The sequence below is a fragment of the Shewanella sp. ULN5 genome (assembly GCF_030731885.1).
In the GTDB taxonomy this organism is placed as follows: domain Bacteria; phylum Pseudomonadota; class Gammaproteobacteria; order Enterobacterales; family Shewanellaceae; genus Shewanella; species Shewanella holmiensis.
In genome coordinates this window covers 34,425-52,473 of sequence record NZ_JAPJEE010000004.1, presented here as the reverse complement: position 1 = coordinate 52,473, position 18,049 = coordinate 34,425, and the positions used below count along the sequence as shown (strand labels likewise).

The window sequence follows — 18,049 nt, the reverse complement described above, 5'->3', positions numbered from 1 at the left end:
CCCAATTTTCAATCACAAGATAATTCATTTGTTAATATAGTGTTAACTGGTGGTGTAATGCAAGAGCTTTACAAAAAAGCCGGTATCTTTTTAACAAAGATACCGGCTTGATAGGGGTTAAGCCTATGAGTTAGAGTTTGTAACTCATGCTTAGCATGATCATGTGTGCTGTATAGTCATGGCTATTGCTGCCAAAACCAACCACATTCCATATACCATCTGGGGCGATATCGTTAGCGGCATCGTTATCTAAATACTTTTCAATTTTGTAGTCTAAACGTAGACCCATTTTGTCAGTAGCTTGATATTGTGCATACAGGTTAACATTATGCACTTTGGCAAAATAATCACCGTAATCACCGGTAATGCCCTGTCTTACCTGGGTATTACTGTCAGATTTAGAGTAAGTATAATCTAAGCCTAAACGTAAACGACTATCCATTAAGTTGTTGTAACTTAACCCAGCGCCCATGACATCAATCTTATCTTCAATTTCAGCTTGCCATGTCGCAGTGGCAAAATTGCTGCTGCCTGATTGATCTGAATTGATTGTTTGATGATTGTAGAAAGCATTCAACATAACATCTGCAGAAAACATATAGCTTAGATTTGCATCATAACTAGTGTCTTTAGATTCAGTTAAGCCGATTTCGGTATTTTTGTAGTCATCAAGTGCATAGCGCACACCTACGTCGATAGTTAGCTCATCAATTGGGGTATGACTTACACGCGCTTCAACTTGACTTCTGTCTCTGTCAGCAAGGTAGTATTTACGCAATAATTGATTTTGCTCTTTAGATGTCCATTCAGAGACATCATAGTCAGAACCGTCACGTTGACCATAACTGCCTTTAACCCACATGTCCCAGTTTTCAAAACTGTTGACACGAATTCGAGCCCAAAGGTTGTTCTCATCAGTGATTTCGCGGTCTTGGTAACTACGTTCATCACGTTTAAACTCGTAACCGCCGTCTAACTTTAAACCGTAATTGATACGGTAATCAGCGCCAAGTTTCGCTCTATGCGATGTGTGATCATATGGCGTGTTATAAGCCACCTGACCATTGACATTGTTGATGCTGATTTGGGTCCATTCTTCAACTTGAGTGTTGTTCTGGCGATCGCTGTAATCGTAACTGCCATTCACTCTAAAGCTGCGGCTGATTTTAGTTACAGCCTTTAAGTTCATCCCTGTTAGATCAACGCTTGCATCTAATGATTCAGTTGGCAGTTGGTAACCATAACCAGATGTAACAAACTCTTGGTCTTGGGTCATTTTACCTACCATTAATCGGCCAGAAACAGCAGTAACTGAGTCATTGAATTGTCCCATCAATGACACTGTGTGCGCTTCATTATCAGGATCAAGTGCCATATAACCGCGGGTTTGAGCACCAAATGTTGGGTTAAACGCGTTGTCGTAACTCAGTTGATTATTGTCATTTTTAAATGATGAACCATTGTAATTTAAGCTAGTAAACCAATTGTCACCTTTTAATTTAATGCCGGCTTCAAGCGTATCGGTTGTGTAATCTACCGGTTCAGCAAGCATCATTGACTGGTTAAAGAAGCTACCCGACGCTTGCTTAACTCCGGTTTTCTCTTCACGTTGAAAATTAACAAACGTGGTGAAAATCGATTCAGTTTGATATTCAATTCCTAAACCCGCTCTTTCACGGTTAAGTGACAATTCAAATGGATTCAAACTTGAATACAACATGGGCATTTGAGAGCTAGCGCCCGCAGTGACCCAGTTATCAGGTAAGGTTAAATCATTACCACCAACACCTTGATAAGGTGTTAGAGCAGTATTAGATGTATAGCTGGCAATGGAGCGATAGTTAAAGTTAAGGTTATAAGTTCCTAACTTGCCTACATTAATATCAGCACGACCATTATCCATGCCAATATCAGTAGCTTCTATATTTGCTCTATAACCATTGTCGCCACGATATTGAATATCAGCATCGAATTTTCCAGCAACTTCATTTGCCGTTTTAAAAGCATTAGCCGACTTGATATCGTCTTCGCTGTTGTAACCTACACCAATGCCAACACTGCCCGTTGTGCCAGACTCTACCGCACAGCCTTTACAAGACCAGGCTGAAAATTTCACATTTTCAGTATTAGCGTTGGCTAACCCATATCCGCCAGCCGTAGCCATAAAACTGGCAGGGGCAAGTAGGGCTAGGGTGATTAAGTTTAATTTATATTTCATAGTGTTAACTCCCTAGCGCTGTAATAGCTTACCTGATGGATGGTTTGAACCATGCACTTGGCTATGACAGTTTAAACAACTGCGGCCACCGGTAAATGCGTTGTCTCCAACATTCGAGCCCATACCAGTGTTGCCTAAATAGGCATTGCTAGCATGGCCATCGCTGGCATGACATTGCTGACACAGCTGCGGCGCACGTGTTTTTAACATGCCATCATTCACACTACCGTGTGGGTTATGGCAGCTAACACAATTTTCTGTTACTGGCGCGTGCTCCCACAGTTTAGGGCCACGTTTTTCAGTATGACATTCGTAACAGGTTTCATTTACGCTAGGTTTAATTAAATCAGCATCAGCTAGGCTTCCGTGTGGGTTATGACAATCACTACAGGTCATTTGATTCCACTTCATTGGATGACTAGAACGCTTATTCATATCGGTTTTTTGCTTAGTATGACAGCTTGTACACACTTCCATTTCCGTTTGCTTAGACAGCACCGGATCTTTAGCGGTATGAACACTGTGACAAGAAGCACAGGCCACATCAGCATTGTCATGATGGCTGGTGTTCCAAGACATACGTTTGTCATCTAGGTGACAACTCATACAAACACTATTTTGCTTGTCTGCTGGCAGGGTAGAGTTAGGGCCGAAGGCGATCATCGGCTCTTTACCACCTTTGTTGTGTGAACCTTGAGGACCATGACAGGCTTCACATTGTAAGCCAGCCATTGGGCTTTTACTTGAATCAATTGCCCCATGCACGCCTTTGAATAGATCCATGACCTTTTCTGAACGTTTGTGACACATTAAACAAGAGTCAGCACCTTTAGGTGAGTATTTGCCTTCTGCAAACTTGGTGTCTAATGTCGCTTCTACTTCCGCAGGCGACATTTTTTCATCCCATTTAGCAGCATGTGCAGGCATTGCCAAACCGACCATTAACACGGCGGCTGACATTAATCCTGCAAATATTGAATTGGTTCTGTTTTTTGTCTTCATTAGTAGACTTCCTAATTTGTCCATAAAAGCGCTTTGTGTATCTAAAAAGCGCGTTGCCAAGAAACAGGGAGAAGCTTTGGACTTCTCCCTATGGGCAAATTACATTTTTATTTTGGTGTGATTTTCAATGGTCGGTGCGTGACAGAAGAAACAAGTTTCTAGCTGTGCTGCATCGTTGGCGGCAGCTTTTGAGCCGTTAACTACCCCGCCTTGTCCTTCTGCGTGAGCTTTGATTTCATCAAAACCATGACAAGAAGCACAGGTTGCTGTGATAGGGGTGGTGTAACTATCGCCACCACCGGCAGTGGCTAACGCCCCTTTTACTTTGAAAGCATCAAGATTGAAGTCATTATGACACTGAGTACAATCTTTAATGATTCCTTGCTCGCCATGAACACTATGAAGCTTCATTTCGAAAGCACCTTGATTTGCGCCAGACGCATAAGTGCCATCAGGGGTGTGACAAGCAACACAAGCATCAACACCAATAATAGGTTGGCCATCTGCATCGTTCGTGTGAGAAAGTAGATCTGTCATCACAAAACCTGCGTGTTGCTGGCCCTTGTGGATTTCAAACTCTGGAGTATGGCAAGTTGCACATGCGCTAAAGTTAACGGAATCTATATGACGCATAGAAGGAGCTTGGCCAGATAGTGTGGCGAAGGCTAAGTCAGATTTCATTGCGGTGTAGAAATTAGCATTTAAGAATTTCTTACCATCATATGAGGTATCCATATTCTCATCTTTAACAACTTTAGAGCATTCGACAAACTCGCCATTTTCAGAACACAATGACCAGCCAACAAAGCTAAATGCCGTTTCGTTGTCGCTTCCTTCTGCACCCAGTTTAAGATCTTTGCTCGTGGTATAAACTAACTTACCGTTGTCAAATGCAGCAGTGCTGCCCTCAATGAATGAACCATTTTTAATTGGCTCTTGGGAGTCTTTTCCATAATATCCCAAAGTCACATTGTTTGGCCCCACGTTCGTTACAATTTCAAAACGTTGAATCATTGGCAATAGTGTTTCTAAATCAATCTTAACACCATTGGCATCGACAGCTTGGACTGAAATTGTTGCCGCTTTGGTTGTTGAATCAATGTTTGACTCAACACTGATGTCATATGCATTAATAAGCGCTTTCTTCTGAACAAAATCACCAGTATGAAGTTCTTCTGTCCAAGAGGCGTTATGACATGCGATACAGTTTGAGTTATCTAATTGTTGAGAGTGACCTTTACCGGCTTTAAAGTCGATATTAGTGTGACAACTTGTACAGGTTTCCATGGTTGGAATACGTGTCCAGTTACCCCATTCAGTTAACTCTTCAGATTCAACGTGACAAGTTTGACAGTTGTTTTGAATTAACTTTTCAGCAGCGACGCCATCATATAATTCACCCTTACTTTCAAATGATTTAGAAGCGTTGTGAATATTGTGAACTAAGTGGTTCCACTGTTTCTCGGTATCCATTGAGCTGCTATGACAGGTTGCACAAGTTTCTTGTGTGTAATAGCTACTGTGTCTTCTTGTTAATGGTTTGTCTTCTGCGTGACAAGCTGTACAGGTTTCGTGAGAGACAATATTTTTGGTATAAATGGCTTCATAGCCTTCACCATCAAAGTCTTTAACAATTTCACGACGGGGAACTGCTGTAACACCATCAACAAGAGTTGACCCGATACCACCCGCATATACATTAAATCTTTGGGTTAATTCTTGGTTATAATAGTCAAGTTTAAGGGTAAAAGTGTATTCACCATTTTTATTGTCGGTATAGCTACTTGTACCAGAAGCCCTTGCTGTTCTTGTCCACTGCGCACTATTACCAGCACCCGTGGCGCCCATTGGGGTAAGTTGAGCTGCAACAATGCCTAAATCCTGTAAACCAATAACAGGAATGTCTTCTTCATTGGTTGCGAAAACGGTTACAGTTGGCATACCGTTGTCATAAGTTACATTGGTAACATCAAGATTTAGTACTTGAATAGCTTCAGCGGGTTCACCACCTGGATTGCCAGGGTTACCCGGTTTACCATCATCACCACCACAACCGGCAAGCGTCATAGAGGTGGCTGTTGCTAATAACAGCGCAATTTTTGAGTATTTTGTATTCATCATATTTTCCCTGCAAAGGTAAAACATTATCTTAACTGGCAGTTTCCTCTGCAAGGTGCACCTAAATGGAGCTTATTATTCAGCTAAGTCAATGTTGGAAAATGTATTCCTATCAATAAGGTTACTGCACCTGAGTTAAAAAATCTTTAACCCTACGGTGAATGTGTGACTCTGTTCTAACTATTCCTAAAGGGGTACTTAGAAATGCTAGAGAGGAGACAATGTCTCCTCTCTAGTAAACTGTTATTTAAAAATAACAGGGTGAACTTTATCTACACCAAAGGCTTTGCCTTCAGCGTGACAAGTCGCACAGGTTTCTGAGCCAGGGACATAAGTACCTACAGGATCATTTGCAGCACCACCTTCAGAGCGAATATGCGCAACAATGGACTCTTTGACACCATGACAGCTGACACAAGTTGCTGCAGTAGGCGAGAATTCTACTCGGCCTAACTCTGGGTCTGTAGTTTGAGTTGCTGGAACTTCACCAAGATTTTTCATGCTTAATTGGCCTTTATCATGGCACGTAGCACAATTACCATAGTGAGAAGGGAAGGTGATTCTATCTTCGCCACCAGCTTCTTGGCCGTCACGCTTATTTGCGTGTAAGGCATGAATGCGAACTTTAAAATCAATATGTTCGACTATTGTTTTGCTACTGCCTCTAGAGTAAGTCGCGTTATGACACATTTGACATTCACCCTCAAAGTTTGTGTAAGAACCATCATGTTTAATTTTGGTTCCGCCAAACTTAGATAAGTACTTGCCATCATGACAGTTTGCACATGTCTCGTTGCTGACAACTTGACGACGTGCAGTTACATTTTCTGTTCCAGATAAGTCAAATGGTACTATTTCACCAACAATAGTAGCTGGACTTCTTGCTTCGTCAGTGCCTGAACCGCAAACAACACCTTGTAAGGTATCTCGGTCTACACACATTTTAGTGGTAATCACTGCAGTTGAAGGAAGAGTGGCGTCAGCTGTTAAATCCATTCCTGAAACAACATAACTGAATAAACCTTCATTCGAGCTGGTTGGAGTTTGTTTTAGTAACTCAACTTTTTTGTAACCCAATTCAAAATCATCATTATTACCGAAACCAAGCATTAAATTACTTTGCGATAGTCTTGCATCTAAATCAGGGCTCGTGACACTTTTTTCGTTAGTGTCTATAACCTTAATGTCAAAGCTTAGCTCTTGTTTAGCCATATCGTAGCTGACACTCTTCGCGACTAAACTTGCGCTGTAACTATCTTGTGCATTTTGTTTGGCTACTGCATCTGTAAAGTGGTGGGCTGCACCAGGAGTACCTTGATCAGCATGACATGTCGAACAATCAGTTGCTCCCATATACTTTTCATGCATGTCACTTTTGATTTGTGCAGGATCAGTTGAGCCAGAGTGGCATGATCCACATGCTAATGCTGTATGGTGCTTAAAGTTATCGGTATCTGGTGGGCTTTGCTCAGTATCTTGGTGACACGCTTGACAATCATATAGATCGGCAGGGAAGGTCACTTTAGAATAATCATGCACACTACCTTTATATCCAGCTATCAGATAATCGCTTTTATGGATTTTGTGCGCCATGTAAGCAAAGTCAATTGGGCTGCCAGTTTCTGGGTCAGCTGAATAGCTAGTGTGGCATACTTGACAATTTTCTAATGCAAATCGCTTATCGCCATGAAGAATTAGTTTTGGTGCCCAAGCATGATCATAATCATCGCTGTGACAACGTAAGCATGATTGTTCAAGAGAGTTAACAATTCGGCTTTCTTCTTCACTAACAGCTTCACCCGTCGTTGGGGCAAAATCAAAGTGAGTATTGACTAGTTTGTTAGTGTTTTGATCTGCTCTTAATTCCATCGTTACACGGTGTGTTAAGGTTTCATCGTAAGTAAGATCTAAACCTTCGATTGGCTCTAAGTTATTTAAGTTAAGGTTGAACGTATAAGAATATTGTCCAGGTGCTTCACTCGTTAAACAGTCTTGTTTACAGCTTGACTCAATTGTTGCTTGAATCTTAGTGCCTGCTTTATCTTCATATCCTGGTGGAATTTCAGCTTGAACTGGAACAACGACCTTGTTGTTGTAGTTTACCCATTGTGGCGTTTTGTAGCCTTTGCCTTTTTGTGGGACAAGTTTAGCAATACCTAAACCCAAGGTGTCGACTCCAGGGTAAGTATCAAGGTCGGTAATCGCTACACCATTCGCATCTTCGAGTGTAAAGTTAACTTTTATTACGCCATCGGTGATATCTGTATTGTTAATTGTAACGTGTAAACTTGATGCTTTTCCGACCGAAAGACTAATTGGGCCATCAGGACCATCTTCGCCATCTTTACCATCGCTACCACACCCAGCTAGTGCAAAAGATAAAATCCCTGCACTAAATACAGCTTTTGCTGTCGTATTAAAATTGAATCGTTTCATCATATTTCCCTGCAATATAATAATCACTTTAAGTTGTAGTTCATCCAAAAGTGTTTGGTTTTAACCCATAGACAGTTTAACTAACCTCTTACTCTTGTTCAGCGAGAGGACGCGAGAGTTGTGAACTATGTCCATCTATTCCTTTAGTAGTAGCGCTTTAACTATGATGTTGATGTTTCATGTTAATTTTTTACTTAACTAAACTGTTTATTTGTAAAGATATCAGTTTTCTTCGAAACTTTTTCTCAACAATAACATTAGCAAATCTGGGGGGATTATGATTGAAAGAAATGTTAGATTTTGTGATGAAAGCTGAGATGTGTGAGTTTGGTCACATTTTGTAACTCACTGAAAACAATATGAATTGAGAATAAATCTCATTAGCGTTTTTGGGGTTGAATAATTTACCCTGAGTAATAAGGTTTTGCGAAGAAGATGAAGGGCTTGCAGATATCATCCAATCTAAATGTAAATTCAAATTCTCTATGAGTTGGTAATTTGCATAGGTTCTGAACTGTTGATTTGATGAGTTCAGCTGTGCAAATAGAGGTAGGTTCATTTGATAATTCACGCCAAGAATAAGTTTGTTATTGAACAATTGCTGCAGGATGACTTCGCTGCCTAACACGGTATATTCATTATGACTCGCGGTATTTTCTTGCAGCATTTCTGTGGCGGCGTGATTTGATGTGTATTCCAATGGATAAGTTATATGTTGCTGATATTTAATAAAACTATTAATACTGAATTGTGTAGATAGTTGCCATTGTGAGTTTATGCCAATTTGAGCCTTAGGTATTGTCAACCAAGATGAATGCTCATAGTTGTCATATGATTCGCTATTACTTAAGAGGGTTACTGACCCAGGGAAGTTCATTGTGTCAGCGCCAGCACTTTGGTTGGCTTGATTATTGGTCATAAAATGCTCTGTTAACTCAATATATGTATTGCTCTCAAATTCACCAGCCTTACTGGGTTGATTAATACCAAGCATTGAACATAAGAAAAATGTGATAAGTAAAATGCGGCTCATTAACATTCTCCTTCTAACAGTGAGGTATGAATAAATGGCTAAGTACTTGAATCGGAATTTTGGAGTAACTAAAAGTATAGAAGATGTTATCGAGCGTGCTTTGAAATTTTGGAATTGGGCAATGATTGTGCAACTGGTGTCTAAAACGAAAAAAGGCAGGCTTTAGGGGTTGATTGCACTGATGGGTTAAGGGATAATCGCCGCGTTCTAGATAAGATTTTCGTTTTTCTAGAAGATTATGGTGACCCTAGGGTCCCCCCGCAACGATAACTTGTGAACTCGGCCAGGCCCGGAAGGGAGCAACCGCAGCAAGCGACTCGTGTGCCGGGGTGTCGGCTCTAGGGGAGCCTCCAAACTCCCCCCATTTACTATTTAAAACACCCCTTTGCGGTATTATTCAGTGTGTTTTAACTGCATTACCGGTTGTTGTGGCTGTTGGTTCTCTTGTTCTTCTTTTAATCTTTTTTGTAGATTGGCTTTCAAAAATGCTCTTGAACGTTCTAGTGCCGTACTTATTTCCGTTTTCATTTGCTTGAGTTCGTTATAATCTTCGAAAAAATAAGTATCAACTAAGTGTCTAATATACCGAACCGGTAATTGGTTTAACGTAACACAGCAAAGATCTGCCAGGTAGTCCTCAGGTAACTCTTCCATTAAGCCTTCATCGCGCAAGATTTCCAACAGTAAGACTTCATAATAATTACGGAACTCTAAATGCATGGTGTTACTCCATTGAAATGTTTTTATTCTGCAATTGCAGTCTTTTAAAGGCTGGTTAAGTTGTTCATTGTTTTATTTTTACACCCAAATCTGATTTGCTGCAATCAACAATTGGCTGTGTCTTAGGGTTAATGCTTCAACTTGACGACTATAACCACCACCAATTACTGCGGCAATCGGAATACTTTGTTGTTTTGCTATAGACAATACTAGCTTATCTCTTTCAAGAATGCCTTGAGTTGTGATATTTAAGTAACCTAAATCATCATCTTCATGAATATCAACTCCGGCATCATAAATGATTAGATCCGGTCGATGTAACTGGGTTAAATATTTTAAGATGCTGCCAATGTGAGCAAGGTACTCATTATCATCACATCCCTTATCCAGCTCAATATCATAATCTGATTGTGGTTTTCTGGAAGGGAAGTTTTGTTTGCAATGTACCGAGCAACTTATAATGTTTGGTTGGGTTTGACACAAGGTGGCAGTGCCGTCACCTTGATGAACATCGCAATCAAATATCAGTACAGTATCCAGTTTTTCGGTTTCAATAAGATGGTTAGCAGCAATGACTAAGTCATTAAAGATGCAGAAACCGCTGCCAAAATCGCGATGTGCATGGTGATATCCGCCGGTAAAATGCACTGCTATCTGATGTTCCAGTGCAAGTGTGCAAGTAAGTAGAGTACCATTTATCGCATGTAAGGTTCTATCAACTAAACGCTGACTCCAAGGAAAACCTATCCTTCTTATTGCTTTAGCATCGATGGTGCCATTGATAAAGGCATTTACATAATCTGGATCATGCACCGCTTTGATAAGTTCCAGATCTATTTTTTCAGCTTGATAATGCCGACTTGAACAAACTAAGCCGTTTTCAATGGCGTAGTTAAACAATTGCTGGTACTTAGCTGTTGGGAAGCGATGCAGAGGAGGTAACGCCAGCTGTGAATAGCTGGCGTGATAAACAAAAGGAAATTTCATTATTCCATTACAATTGCTTTATAGCCCAACCCATAAACTCTTTACGGGTTTTTTCGTCAGCTTGTAACCACCAATATTGCAGCATTTGCTCAGCTTGTGCTGGGTTATCAACTTTAATCGGTTGAGCCGTTTTTACTTCGCTTGTGGTAACCGCTGTTGCCGCTACAGTGGCAGATGCCGCAGTTGCTGCTACTGCAGGTTTTGCTGATTGCACTGCTACGGCTGGGGTGACTCCATTACCTGTGGCATTGACAGCTAAGGCATCAACGTTATCACCTTTGTTGCTACTAAAAATGTTGGCAAAAAATGACTTTTCTTCAAAATTAGTTTGTTCAACTGAGTAATTAACAGCACCTTTATCTTCTCGGGTAATAATAATCTTTGGGTCTTTCGCAAAGGATTTTGGGCGTTTAACCACTTCACCATCGGCAGCCGATAGCGTGTAATTTACATCGCCATCAACATTTAATGTCACAATAAACGGAGCTGACTTGATAAAGCTTTGACTGTCGGTGAAATCATCTTGGACCATATCATGATATCTAATTGCGATTTTATGACTGCCATTGTCTAGTGTTAAATCAGATTTGTGGCTAAACATGTTTGTTTCAATCTGTTTGCCATCCAGCGCCAAATATTCAAAAGACATGGGAATAGTGAGGTTAGCTGCCATCAACGAAGTCGATGATAGCAATGCCATGATAGCACCGGTGGTGACGAATGATTTCATTGTTGCTCCTTAACGATTAAAACTTTGGCGAGGACGCTCAAAGTGTTGTATCCGCTCTTCAATATAACTAATAGCTTGGCGGCATTTACCTAAACGACGATGCATTAAAAGGATGTCATTTTGCAATCTAATTTTTTCAGCAGCATGACATAACTCTAGATTTGATTCCATTTGTTGAATTTTATATTCAAACTTTTTAGCCCAATTTACATGTTTGTTCAATTCTTCATAAAGCTGATGACTGTTATACATGACATTATTTGCAATCCAACCAAATTCACTGTTTTGCATTGTTTGCTTCTGTCTTTTGGCATATCGAGCGCGATTACTGGCTTTTTTCTGTTCGGCCGACTTTAAGTTCAAACCTGTTGTCAACAATGCTCGTCTTAGTGCGGTGAACCTATCTTGAATGCGTTGGCAACTCAATTCAATAGTGCTTTTGGCTAGCTTTAGTGTTAACTGTTTTTCTAATTGGGTGACATCTTTGCGCAGCTGTTGCACGCATGGCAGTAATTGCGCGCCTTGTTGGACAAATAGATTATGGTTAAACCGTTCAACGTGTTCGAGTGTTTTTTTCTGTTGGGGAGCGAGCTGTTGATCATGTTGAAGTACTTCTTGTTCGATATGGTCAAGTTGCTGCTTCAATGTTTGAATTAACTGTTGGGTGTTCATGCCCAAGCGCTCCAAGCCAAATGTGTCGCGATACAAACCACGGAAATAATAAACAGTGGCTTGATAAATGGAATGCCGAATCGAATTGCACTTCGAGCTCCCATAAAAGATCCTGCCATCATACAAATTCCCATCCATAATCCTAACAACCAATCAACTTGACCCCAAAAGGCAAATATCACTAAGGCAGTAATGTTACTAATTAGCGTCATAATTCGTGCTAATGCGCAGCTTTCTAGCAGTGGTAACTTATGCAGTGATATAGATGAAACAGTCCAAAATGCACCTATCCCGGGGCCTGCAAAACCATCATATCCACCTAATATTAGCCCCTGTATCCCCTGACGAGTGTTTGACGGGGCTTTCTGGGGAGAAACACAGTGTTTCCCCCCCATGGCTTTAGGGCTGAATAAAGTATAAATAGCAATACTGATAATCAGCAATGGTAATAGCTTTTCAAGCCATGAAGCATTGATTAAAAAAACCAGTCCGCAGCCTAAAATAGCGCCAATAAACGTAGCTATTGCACAGGTTTTCCAAAAAACGGGGGTAAATAATTGCTGTTTATAATACGTGTAGCTTGAGATTGTTGAGCCAAAGCAGGCCGCCAGTTTATTGGTGCCTAAAGCCATATGCGGAGGGATCCCAACGGCGAGTAATGCTGGAATGGATAATAGTCCGCCGCCGCCAACAATGGCGTCAATAAAACCAGCAACAATTCCAATAATAGCCAAAATAGCAAGATGGCTTGGGTCTAACAATAATTCCAAAAAAATACCTACTCAATCACGCGTCTAAAAGGCGGCAATGCATCAATTAACGATTTACCATAACGTTTAGTCACTAAACGGCGATCCAAAATGGTTACCCTGCCATAATCTTGTTCTTTACGCAGTAATCTACCACAACTTTGTACTAACTTACGTGAAGCATCTGGAATGGTTAACTGTAAAAAAGGATTGCCCCCTTTCACTTTTACATATTCAGCATGAGCTTGTTCAACGGGCGATGTTGGGACGGCAAAAGGTAATTTTGTAATAATTAGGTTGGTAAGGTAGTCGCCGGGTAAATCTAACCCTTCAGAAAAGCTGCCCGTGCCAAAAATAATACTGGGTTCACCATCATCGCAACGTTGCTTATGTTGGCTTAAAATTTGTTGCCTAGGCATAGTACCTTGAATAAACAGTTGTGAGGCGGGGATTTTTCCTTCGACCAGTTCGGCGACTTTTTCCATTTGCCAATAAGACGCAAATAATACTAATGAAGCCATTTCACCATCAATTAAGGCGATGATTTGTGTTGCTAATTCAGCGGTGTAATCTTCATCAGTTGGCTCATTATCCATTTGTGGAATGAATAATGTGGCATTATTTTCATAATCAAATGGCGATTGCAGTGCTAAGAAGCGGCTTCCATCATTGGTGCTTAAACCCACTTGATGAGCAAAGTGATTAAAGTTATTCAATGCCCTTAATGTGGCACTGCATAGCACAACCCCAGCGGCCTTTTGCCATAGCATTGATTCAAGCATAAAGCCTACTTCAATAGGGGAGGCGCTAACGAGATAATCCTGTTGTTTACCCGTAATGAGTTCAATCCATCTTGCGGTTGGCGCACCTTTTTTACTGTCTTCTTTGGCAATCATTTTCCACACTTTATGGAGGTTTTCTATGCGCTGCAGAATAAACCCAGTTTCAGATAGCAATCCTTCAGATTGATGCTTTGGCACTTCGCCGTCTTTGATTGCTTCAGATAACACAGCAACGACTTTATTAAATTGCTTGAGTCCGCTGCCAGTGGCTGTTGCCAAGTTTTCTGATTGAATAGTTAATGATTGCGGCAGTTGGCCGTGTTCAAAACGCCATCGTGTTTCTGGGTTAGCAAAAAATTGTGGTTGAGTGTCGCAAAAATGGGCCACTTGATTCAGTAAGCTAATGATATCGGTAATGTGATCAAGCATGGCTTGAACAGGCGCAATAATATTATTGGTTTTGAGCTGGTTTTGTAATTTGCTACAAGTTTTACTGGCTTTATCCAACCAATCACATGCCCCTCTAAGCGTTGCCTGACCACTAGAGAAGTCACGCGCGACAATAGGCAGGTGATGTGCTTCATCAATAATATAAAACATGTCTTCAGGCTCGGGTAAAATCACGCCACCACCTAATTCTAAATCAGCGAACAATAAACTGTGATTGGCAATCAATACATCCCAGGTGTCGACGTCTTCACGGGCTTTATGAAATGGACAATTATGATGAGCCGAAACCTGACGATGGCAACTGTGCTTGTCACAGCATATTTGTTGCCACAAAAAGTCAGGAATGGGATCTTTTAAGCTATCAAGTTCACCGTTCCATTTTTTCTGATGATAATCTTGATGTAACTTTTGCAGTTGTTCTACCTGGCTTTGATCGGGTTTTGTTTGCCACATCGCCATTTGAGAGCCATCTTGCGAGCCCATCATAGCTTCTAATTTGGCCAAACATACATAGCGTTGACGGCCTTTGACTAAACCAAACTTAAAGTCCAAGCCTGAATGCTGTAAAAAAAAGGGCAAATCTTTATGTAATAATTGCTCTTGCAGTGCAACCGTTGCTGTCGCTATGCATATTTTCTTTTTACTGGCGATCCCCAAAGGGATTGCTCCCAATATATAAGATAACGATTTACCAATACCTGTGCCGGCTTCAACCACAATAATACGACGCTGTTTGTCATATTCACCCGCTAAGGTTTTAGAAATTTCTGCCACCATATAGTTTTGTTCTCGTCGCGAACGAAACTGCGGCATTGCAGATGCAATGTCTTTATAGATGGTGCGAATTTGCGTTTTTACCTTATCGGTTAGCATGAGTAGTATGTATTCTGCTGTGACTGATTTATGCTGTACATAATAACAGTGAATCTTAATGCTTAAAACAGATAATCAAATTGAACTCAAAACTCTTGTCATCAAATAAACCATTAACTCGAATTGAGGGACAGGTATTAACACGCCACGCGAGCTATCGTCAGGGACAGTTAGTGCTGCAATATTATGTCAAAACGCTTAGTGGCCCAGTGTTAGTTGAATTACATAATGAAGAGTTAGTGTGCTTTTGTCGTCAAATTGACATTGATAAGTTAATGCCTTTTTTGACTCAGGCAAGAGTGGCGTCTTTGGCAATGTCTAACTTTCAGCATCAAAGTGTTTGTGGTATTTACCTTAAAACCAGTGCTGCTTTAAAGCAACTTCAACGCGTGGCAAATGATATTGGCATCGCTTTATATGAAACAGATATACGCGCTGAGCAACGTTATTTAATCGAACGCTTTATTGCATTTGATATTCAGTGCGAAGGCGTTTGGGCTGAAAGTTCAACAAATCTACTCAGGTTAGATGCTTCAAGAGCCAGAAGGGTAATACCGACTGAACTTTTGAATCATAATCAAGCGGTTGTTACTGATGCCTTAGAGCAAAACTTTAATCTCAAAGTTATTTCACTGGATGTAGAATGCAGCATGCAAGGTGAGCTTTATTCTGTAGGCTTGTATGGGGCAAGTTATAAACGTGTCATCATGATTGGTGCCGCAGATGATTATCCCAATGCCGAAGACTACATCATTTGGGTTGCCGATGAACGGGCTTTATTGCATGCGTTAATTGCATGGTTTGTAGCGTTTGATCCCGATATTATTATCGGTTGGGCTGTCATTGTATTCGATCTCGCTTTGTTATTTAAACGATGCAAATACCATCATATTCCTCTGTTGATTGGCCGAGGTGAAACGGCGTTATCTTGGAAAGTTGAGGACAAATATCGACCAGAAACATTAAATTTGCCCGGTCGAGTTGTGTTAGACGGCATTGATTGGCTCAAAGCTGCGTTTTATAAGTTTGATAGTTTTTCACTTGAGTTTGTCTCACGAGCCTTACTCAACGAGGGGAAAGCGATTGAACATGTTGAAAATCGTGGTGGTGAGATTAGTGACATGTTCGTTACAGATAAGCCAAAACTAGCCCATTACAATCTTACTGATTGTAGATTGGTGTGGGATATCTTTGAAAAAACGCAATTACTGCCTTTTGCAATTGAACGAGCCAAGCTTACGGGGCTAGAATTCGGTCGAGTAGGCGCATCTATCGCCGCATTTTATCATTTATATTTACCTTATTTGCATCGTAGTGGCTTTGTTGCACCGCAAATGCCAGCCAGTAATGGATTAGAAAGTCCTGGTGGCTATGTTATGGATTCTATCCCTGGACATTATAAAAATGTCTTGGTACTGGATTTTAAAAGTTTGTACCCCTCAATCATTCGCACTTTTTTAATTGATCCTAAAGGGCTAGTTGAAGGATTAAAAATTGCTGAGTCTGATGTTGATTCTGATGCTATTGTGGCGGGGTTTTTAGGGGCAAAATTTCATCGTAATAATCCCATTCTTCCCAAACTGATTGCCAGTTTAGCTGAGCAAAGAGAGTTGGCTAAAAAAAGTCATAATCAACCTTTGTCGCAAGCCATTAAAATTATCATGAACTCGCTTTATGGCGTGCTTGGGTCAAAGGGGTGTATTTTTCATGACGCTAAACTTGCTAGTTCAATCACCATGCGTGGTCATCAAATTATGAAGCTCACAAAATCTTGGGTTGAAGAGATGGGCTACCAAGTGATTTATGGCGACACCGACTCTACTTTCGTTTGGCTGGGCGATGAGCTGCAAATTAGTGCGGATGTAATTGGTCGTCAAATGGCAGAAGCAATTACTCAAAAATGGGCGGTATGGTGTGATACTGAATATAATTTAACTAGCTTTCTTGAGTTAGAGTTTGAGAGCCATTTTAATCAGTTTATTATGCCCACTTTAAGAGGCAGTGAGCTTGGCAGTAAAAAACGCTATGTAGGGTTAAAAATAGATAAACATCATCAGCCTGAAATGGTGTTTAAAGGCATGGAACAGGTAAGAAGCGACTGGACTCCGCTTTCAAAACGTATTCAATATCAGTTATATCAACGTTTTTTTAATCAGCAAGATGTCAGTGAGTTTTTACAATCTCAGGTCGCATTGTTAAAGCAAGGAGCTTTTGATGCTGAATTAGTATTAAAAAAGCGCTTAAAACGAAATGTTGAAGATTACACAGCTAAATCTACACCTCATGTTAAAGCCGCTAAGCTTATGGCTGAATATCAGCAAGATAACAATTGGTTAAAAAGGGGTGCGGTTATTGAGTATGTGATGACGACAGCCGGAGTACAGCCTGTTTGCGATAAAATCTGGTTATTAGATTATGATTATTATATCGAAAAGCAAATAAAACCCATTGCTGAACCGATACTTTCCCTTTTAGGGTTGAGTTATGATGACTTTTGTAATGGGCAAATGTTATTGATTTAATGTAAACCCCAAACCCCAAACCCCTAAACCCCTAAACCCCTAAAGCCCTAAAGCCCTAAAGCCTCAAAGCTAATTGAAAAAATCAGTTTAAATAGTGTTTTATTAATGACGTCTGTCAGTTAAACGTTATTTTTTAATCGTTAACATTCAATTAGATTAATTTATTCTTTTCAGCAAATTTCGCAGTGATAATGCAGATTAATTTGCGCATTTCCCTGTCAGTTACAAGTAAACAGTCCACTGCTTCTAAAAGTGGCAAGACAATGTCCAATGAACAAACCATTTGATAATAGATTTATTGTTCAAGCTTTTTATTAAATAAAATTTAAAAATATTTTATCTTGGTTGTTTTGATGCAACTTTAGGATGTCCAGTGCGCCATAGCATAGTTAACAGTGAAGATTGTTTAATCGATTTACATCCTGCTGGTTAAATTCTCGACTGGAATGAGGGTGTGAACAGTTTGCTAATGGTGGTGTTGACATTCTTCAGCAATTTTCAGTTTAAAAAAGTCAATAGTAAGTTTTTATACTGAAAAACTAACATTTGCTATTGCTTAACTAATTAAAATAGCTATCTGTATAAATACATCTGTTGTTCTTTTGTTGAATGGTTCACTTTTTTGCATTTATTTTACCTGCCTTTATTATGATATTGATTTTAAAGTTAAAATATTAACTACCCTTGCTGGATGTTCATAAAAGTTAACAGCTTTAAGTTGATAGTTTGATTAACTTTTGCGCTTACAGTGCGTCAA

At 40.2% G+C, this 18,049-nt stretch carries 12 protein-coding genes and 1 other RNA gene; 2 read left to right on the top strand and 11 right to left on the bottom strand.

Translation table 11 applies throughout. From position 1 onward, the window contains the following. Window positions 1–130: 130 nt before the first annotated feature. The 5 genes from ORI98_RS05430 to ORI98_RS05410 form a co-directional block, all read right to left on the bottom strand. A complete protein-coding gene (locus ORI98_RS05430) occupies window positions 131–2,218 on the bottom strand; it encodes an MtrB/PioB family decaheme-associated outer membrane protein (protein ID WP_261299895.1) in 2,088 nt (695 codons plus the stop codon). 12 nt (window positions 2,219–2,230) lie between these two features. Continuing rightward, on the bottom strand, window positions 2,231–3,178 hold the full coding sequence (locus ORI98_RS05425) for a DmsE family decaheme c-type cytochrome (protein ID WP_371931124.1): 948 nt from the start codon (window positions 3,176–3,178) through the stop codon (window positions 2,231–2,233). Window positions 3,179–3,319: 141 nt separating this feature from the next. Continuing rightward, window positions 3,320–5,338, bottom strand: a complete 2,019-nt coding sequence (locus tag ORI98_RS05420; protein WP_371931122.1) for an OmcA/MtrC family decaheme c-type cytochrome — start codon at window positions 5,336–5,338, stop codon at window positions 3,320–3,322. A 243-nt stretch (window positions 5,339–5,581) separates the two neighbouring features. Beyond that, window positions 5,582–7,774, bottom strand: coding sequence for an OmcA/MtrC family decaheme c-type cytochrome (locus ORI98_RS05415; RefSeq protein ID WP_261299892.1), 2,193 nt, complete (start codon window positions 7,772–7,774; stop codon window positions 5,582–5,584). 331 nt (window positions 7,775–8,105) lie between these two features. Then, on the bottom strand, window positions 8,106–8,807 hold the full coding sequence (locus tag ORI98_RS05410) for a hypothetical protein (protein WP_306134546.1): 702 nt from the start codon (window positions 8,805–8,807) through the stop codon (window positions 8,106–8,108). Between the two features lie 247 nt (window positions 8,808–9,054). Here ORI98_RS05410 and ffs point away from each other — a divergent pair. Further along, an RNA gene (gene ffs / locus ORI98_RS05405) (signal recognition particle sRNA small type) lies at window positions 9,055–9,152 on the top strand. Between the two features lie 48 nt (window positions 9,153–9,200). On the opposite strand, the gene ORI98_RS05400 is transcribed toward ffs, so the two are convergent. The 6 genes from ORI98_RS05400 to dinG form a co-directional block, all read right to left on the bottom strand. Next, a complete protein-coding gene (locus ORI98_RS05400) occupies window positions 9,201–9,527 on the bottom strand; it encodes a late competence development ComFB family protein (protein ID WP_306134545.1) in 327 nt (108 codons plus the stop codon). A 78-nt stretch (window positions 9,528–9,605) separates the two neighbouring features. Next, the gene (locus ORI98_RS05395; RefSeq protein WP_306134681.1) at window positions 9,606–10,517 is read right to left on the bottom strand and encodes a histone deacetylase; all 912 of its coding nucleotides are present in this window, start codon (window positions 10,515–10,517) and stop codon (window positions 9,606–9,608) included. Between the two features lie 4 nt (window positions 10,518–10,521). Further along, window positions 10,522–11,244 (bottom strand): DUF2057 domain-containing protein, encoded by a 723-nt coding sequence (locus tag ORI98_RS05390; RefSeq protein WP_306134544.1) that lies wholly within the window; start codon window positions 11,242–11,244, stop codon window positions 10,522–10,524. 9 nt (window positions 11,245–11,253) lie between these two features. Further along, window positions 11,254–11,916, bottom strand: a complete 663-nt coding sequence (locus tag ORI98_RS05385) for a primosomal replication protein (protein WP_261299888.1) — start codon at window positions 11,914–11,916, stop codon at window positions 11,254–11,256. Beyond that, a complete protein-coding gene (locus ORI98_RS05380; protein WP_306134543.1) occupies window positions 11,913–12,686 on the bottom strand; it encodes a TSUP family transporter in 774 nt (257 codons plus the stop codon). The genes ORI98_RS05385 and ORI98_RS05380 overlap by 4 nt, the downstream gene beginning before the upstream one ends. 8 nt (window positions 12,687–12,694) lie before the next feature. After that, complete coding sequence (gene dinG / locus ORI98_RS05375; protein WP_306134542.1) at window positions 12,695–14,770, bottom strand: ATP-dependent DNA helicase DinG; 2,076 nt, start codon at window positions 14,768–14,770, stop codon at window positions 12,695–12,697. A gap of 80 nt (window positions 14,771–14,850) precedes the next feature. Between dinG and ORI98_RS05370 the strand changes: the two genes are divergently transcribed. Further along, window positions 14,851–17,292, top strand: coding sequence for a DNA polymerase II (locus tag ORI98_RS05370; protein ID WP_306134541.1), 2,442 nt, complete (start codon window positions 14,851–14,853; stop codon window positions 17,290–17,292). The last annotated feature ends 757 nt before the right edge of the window (window positions 17,293–18,049 follow it).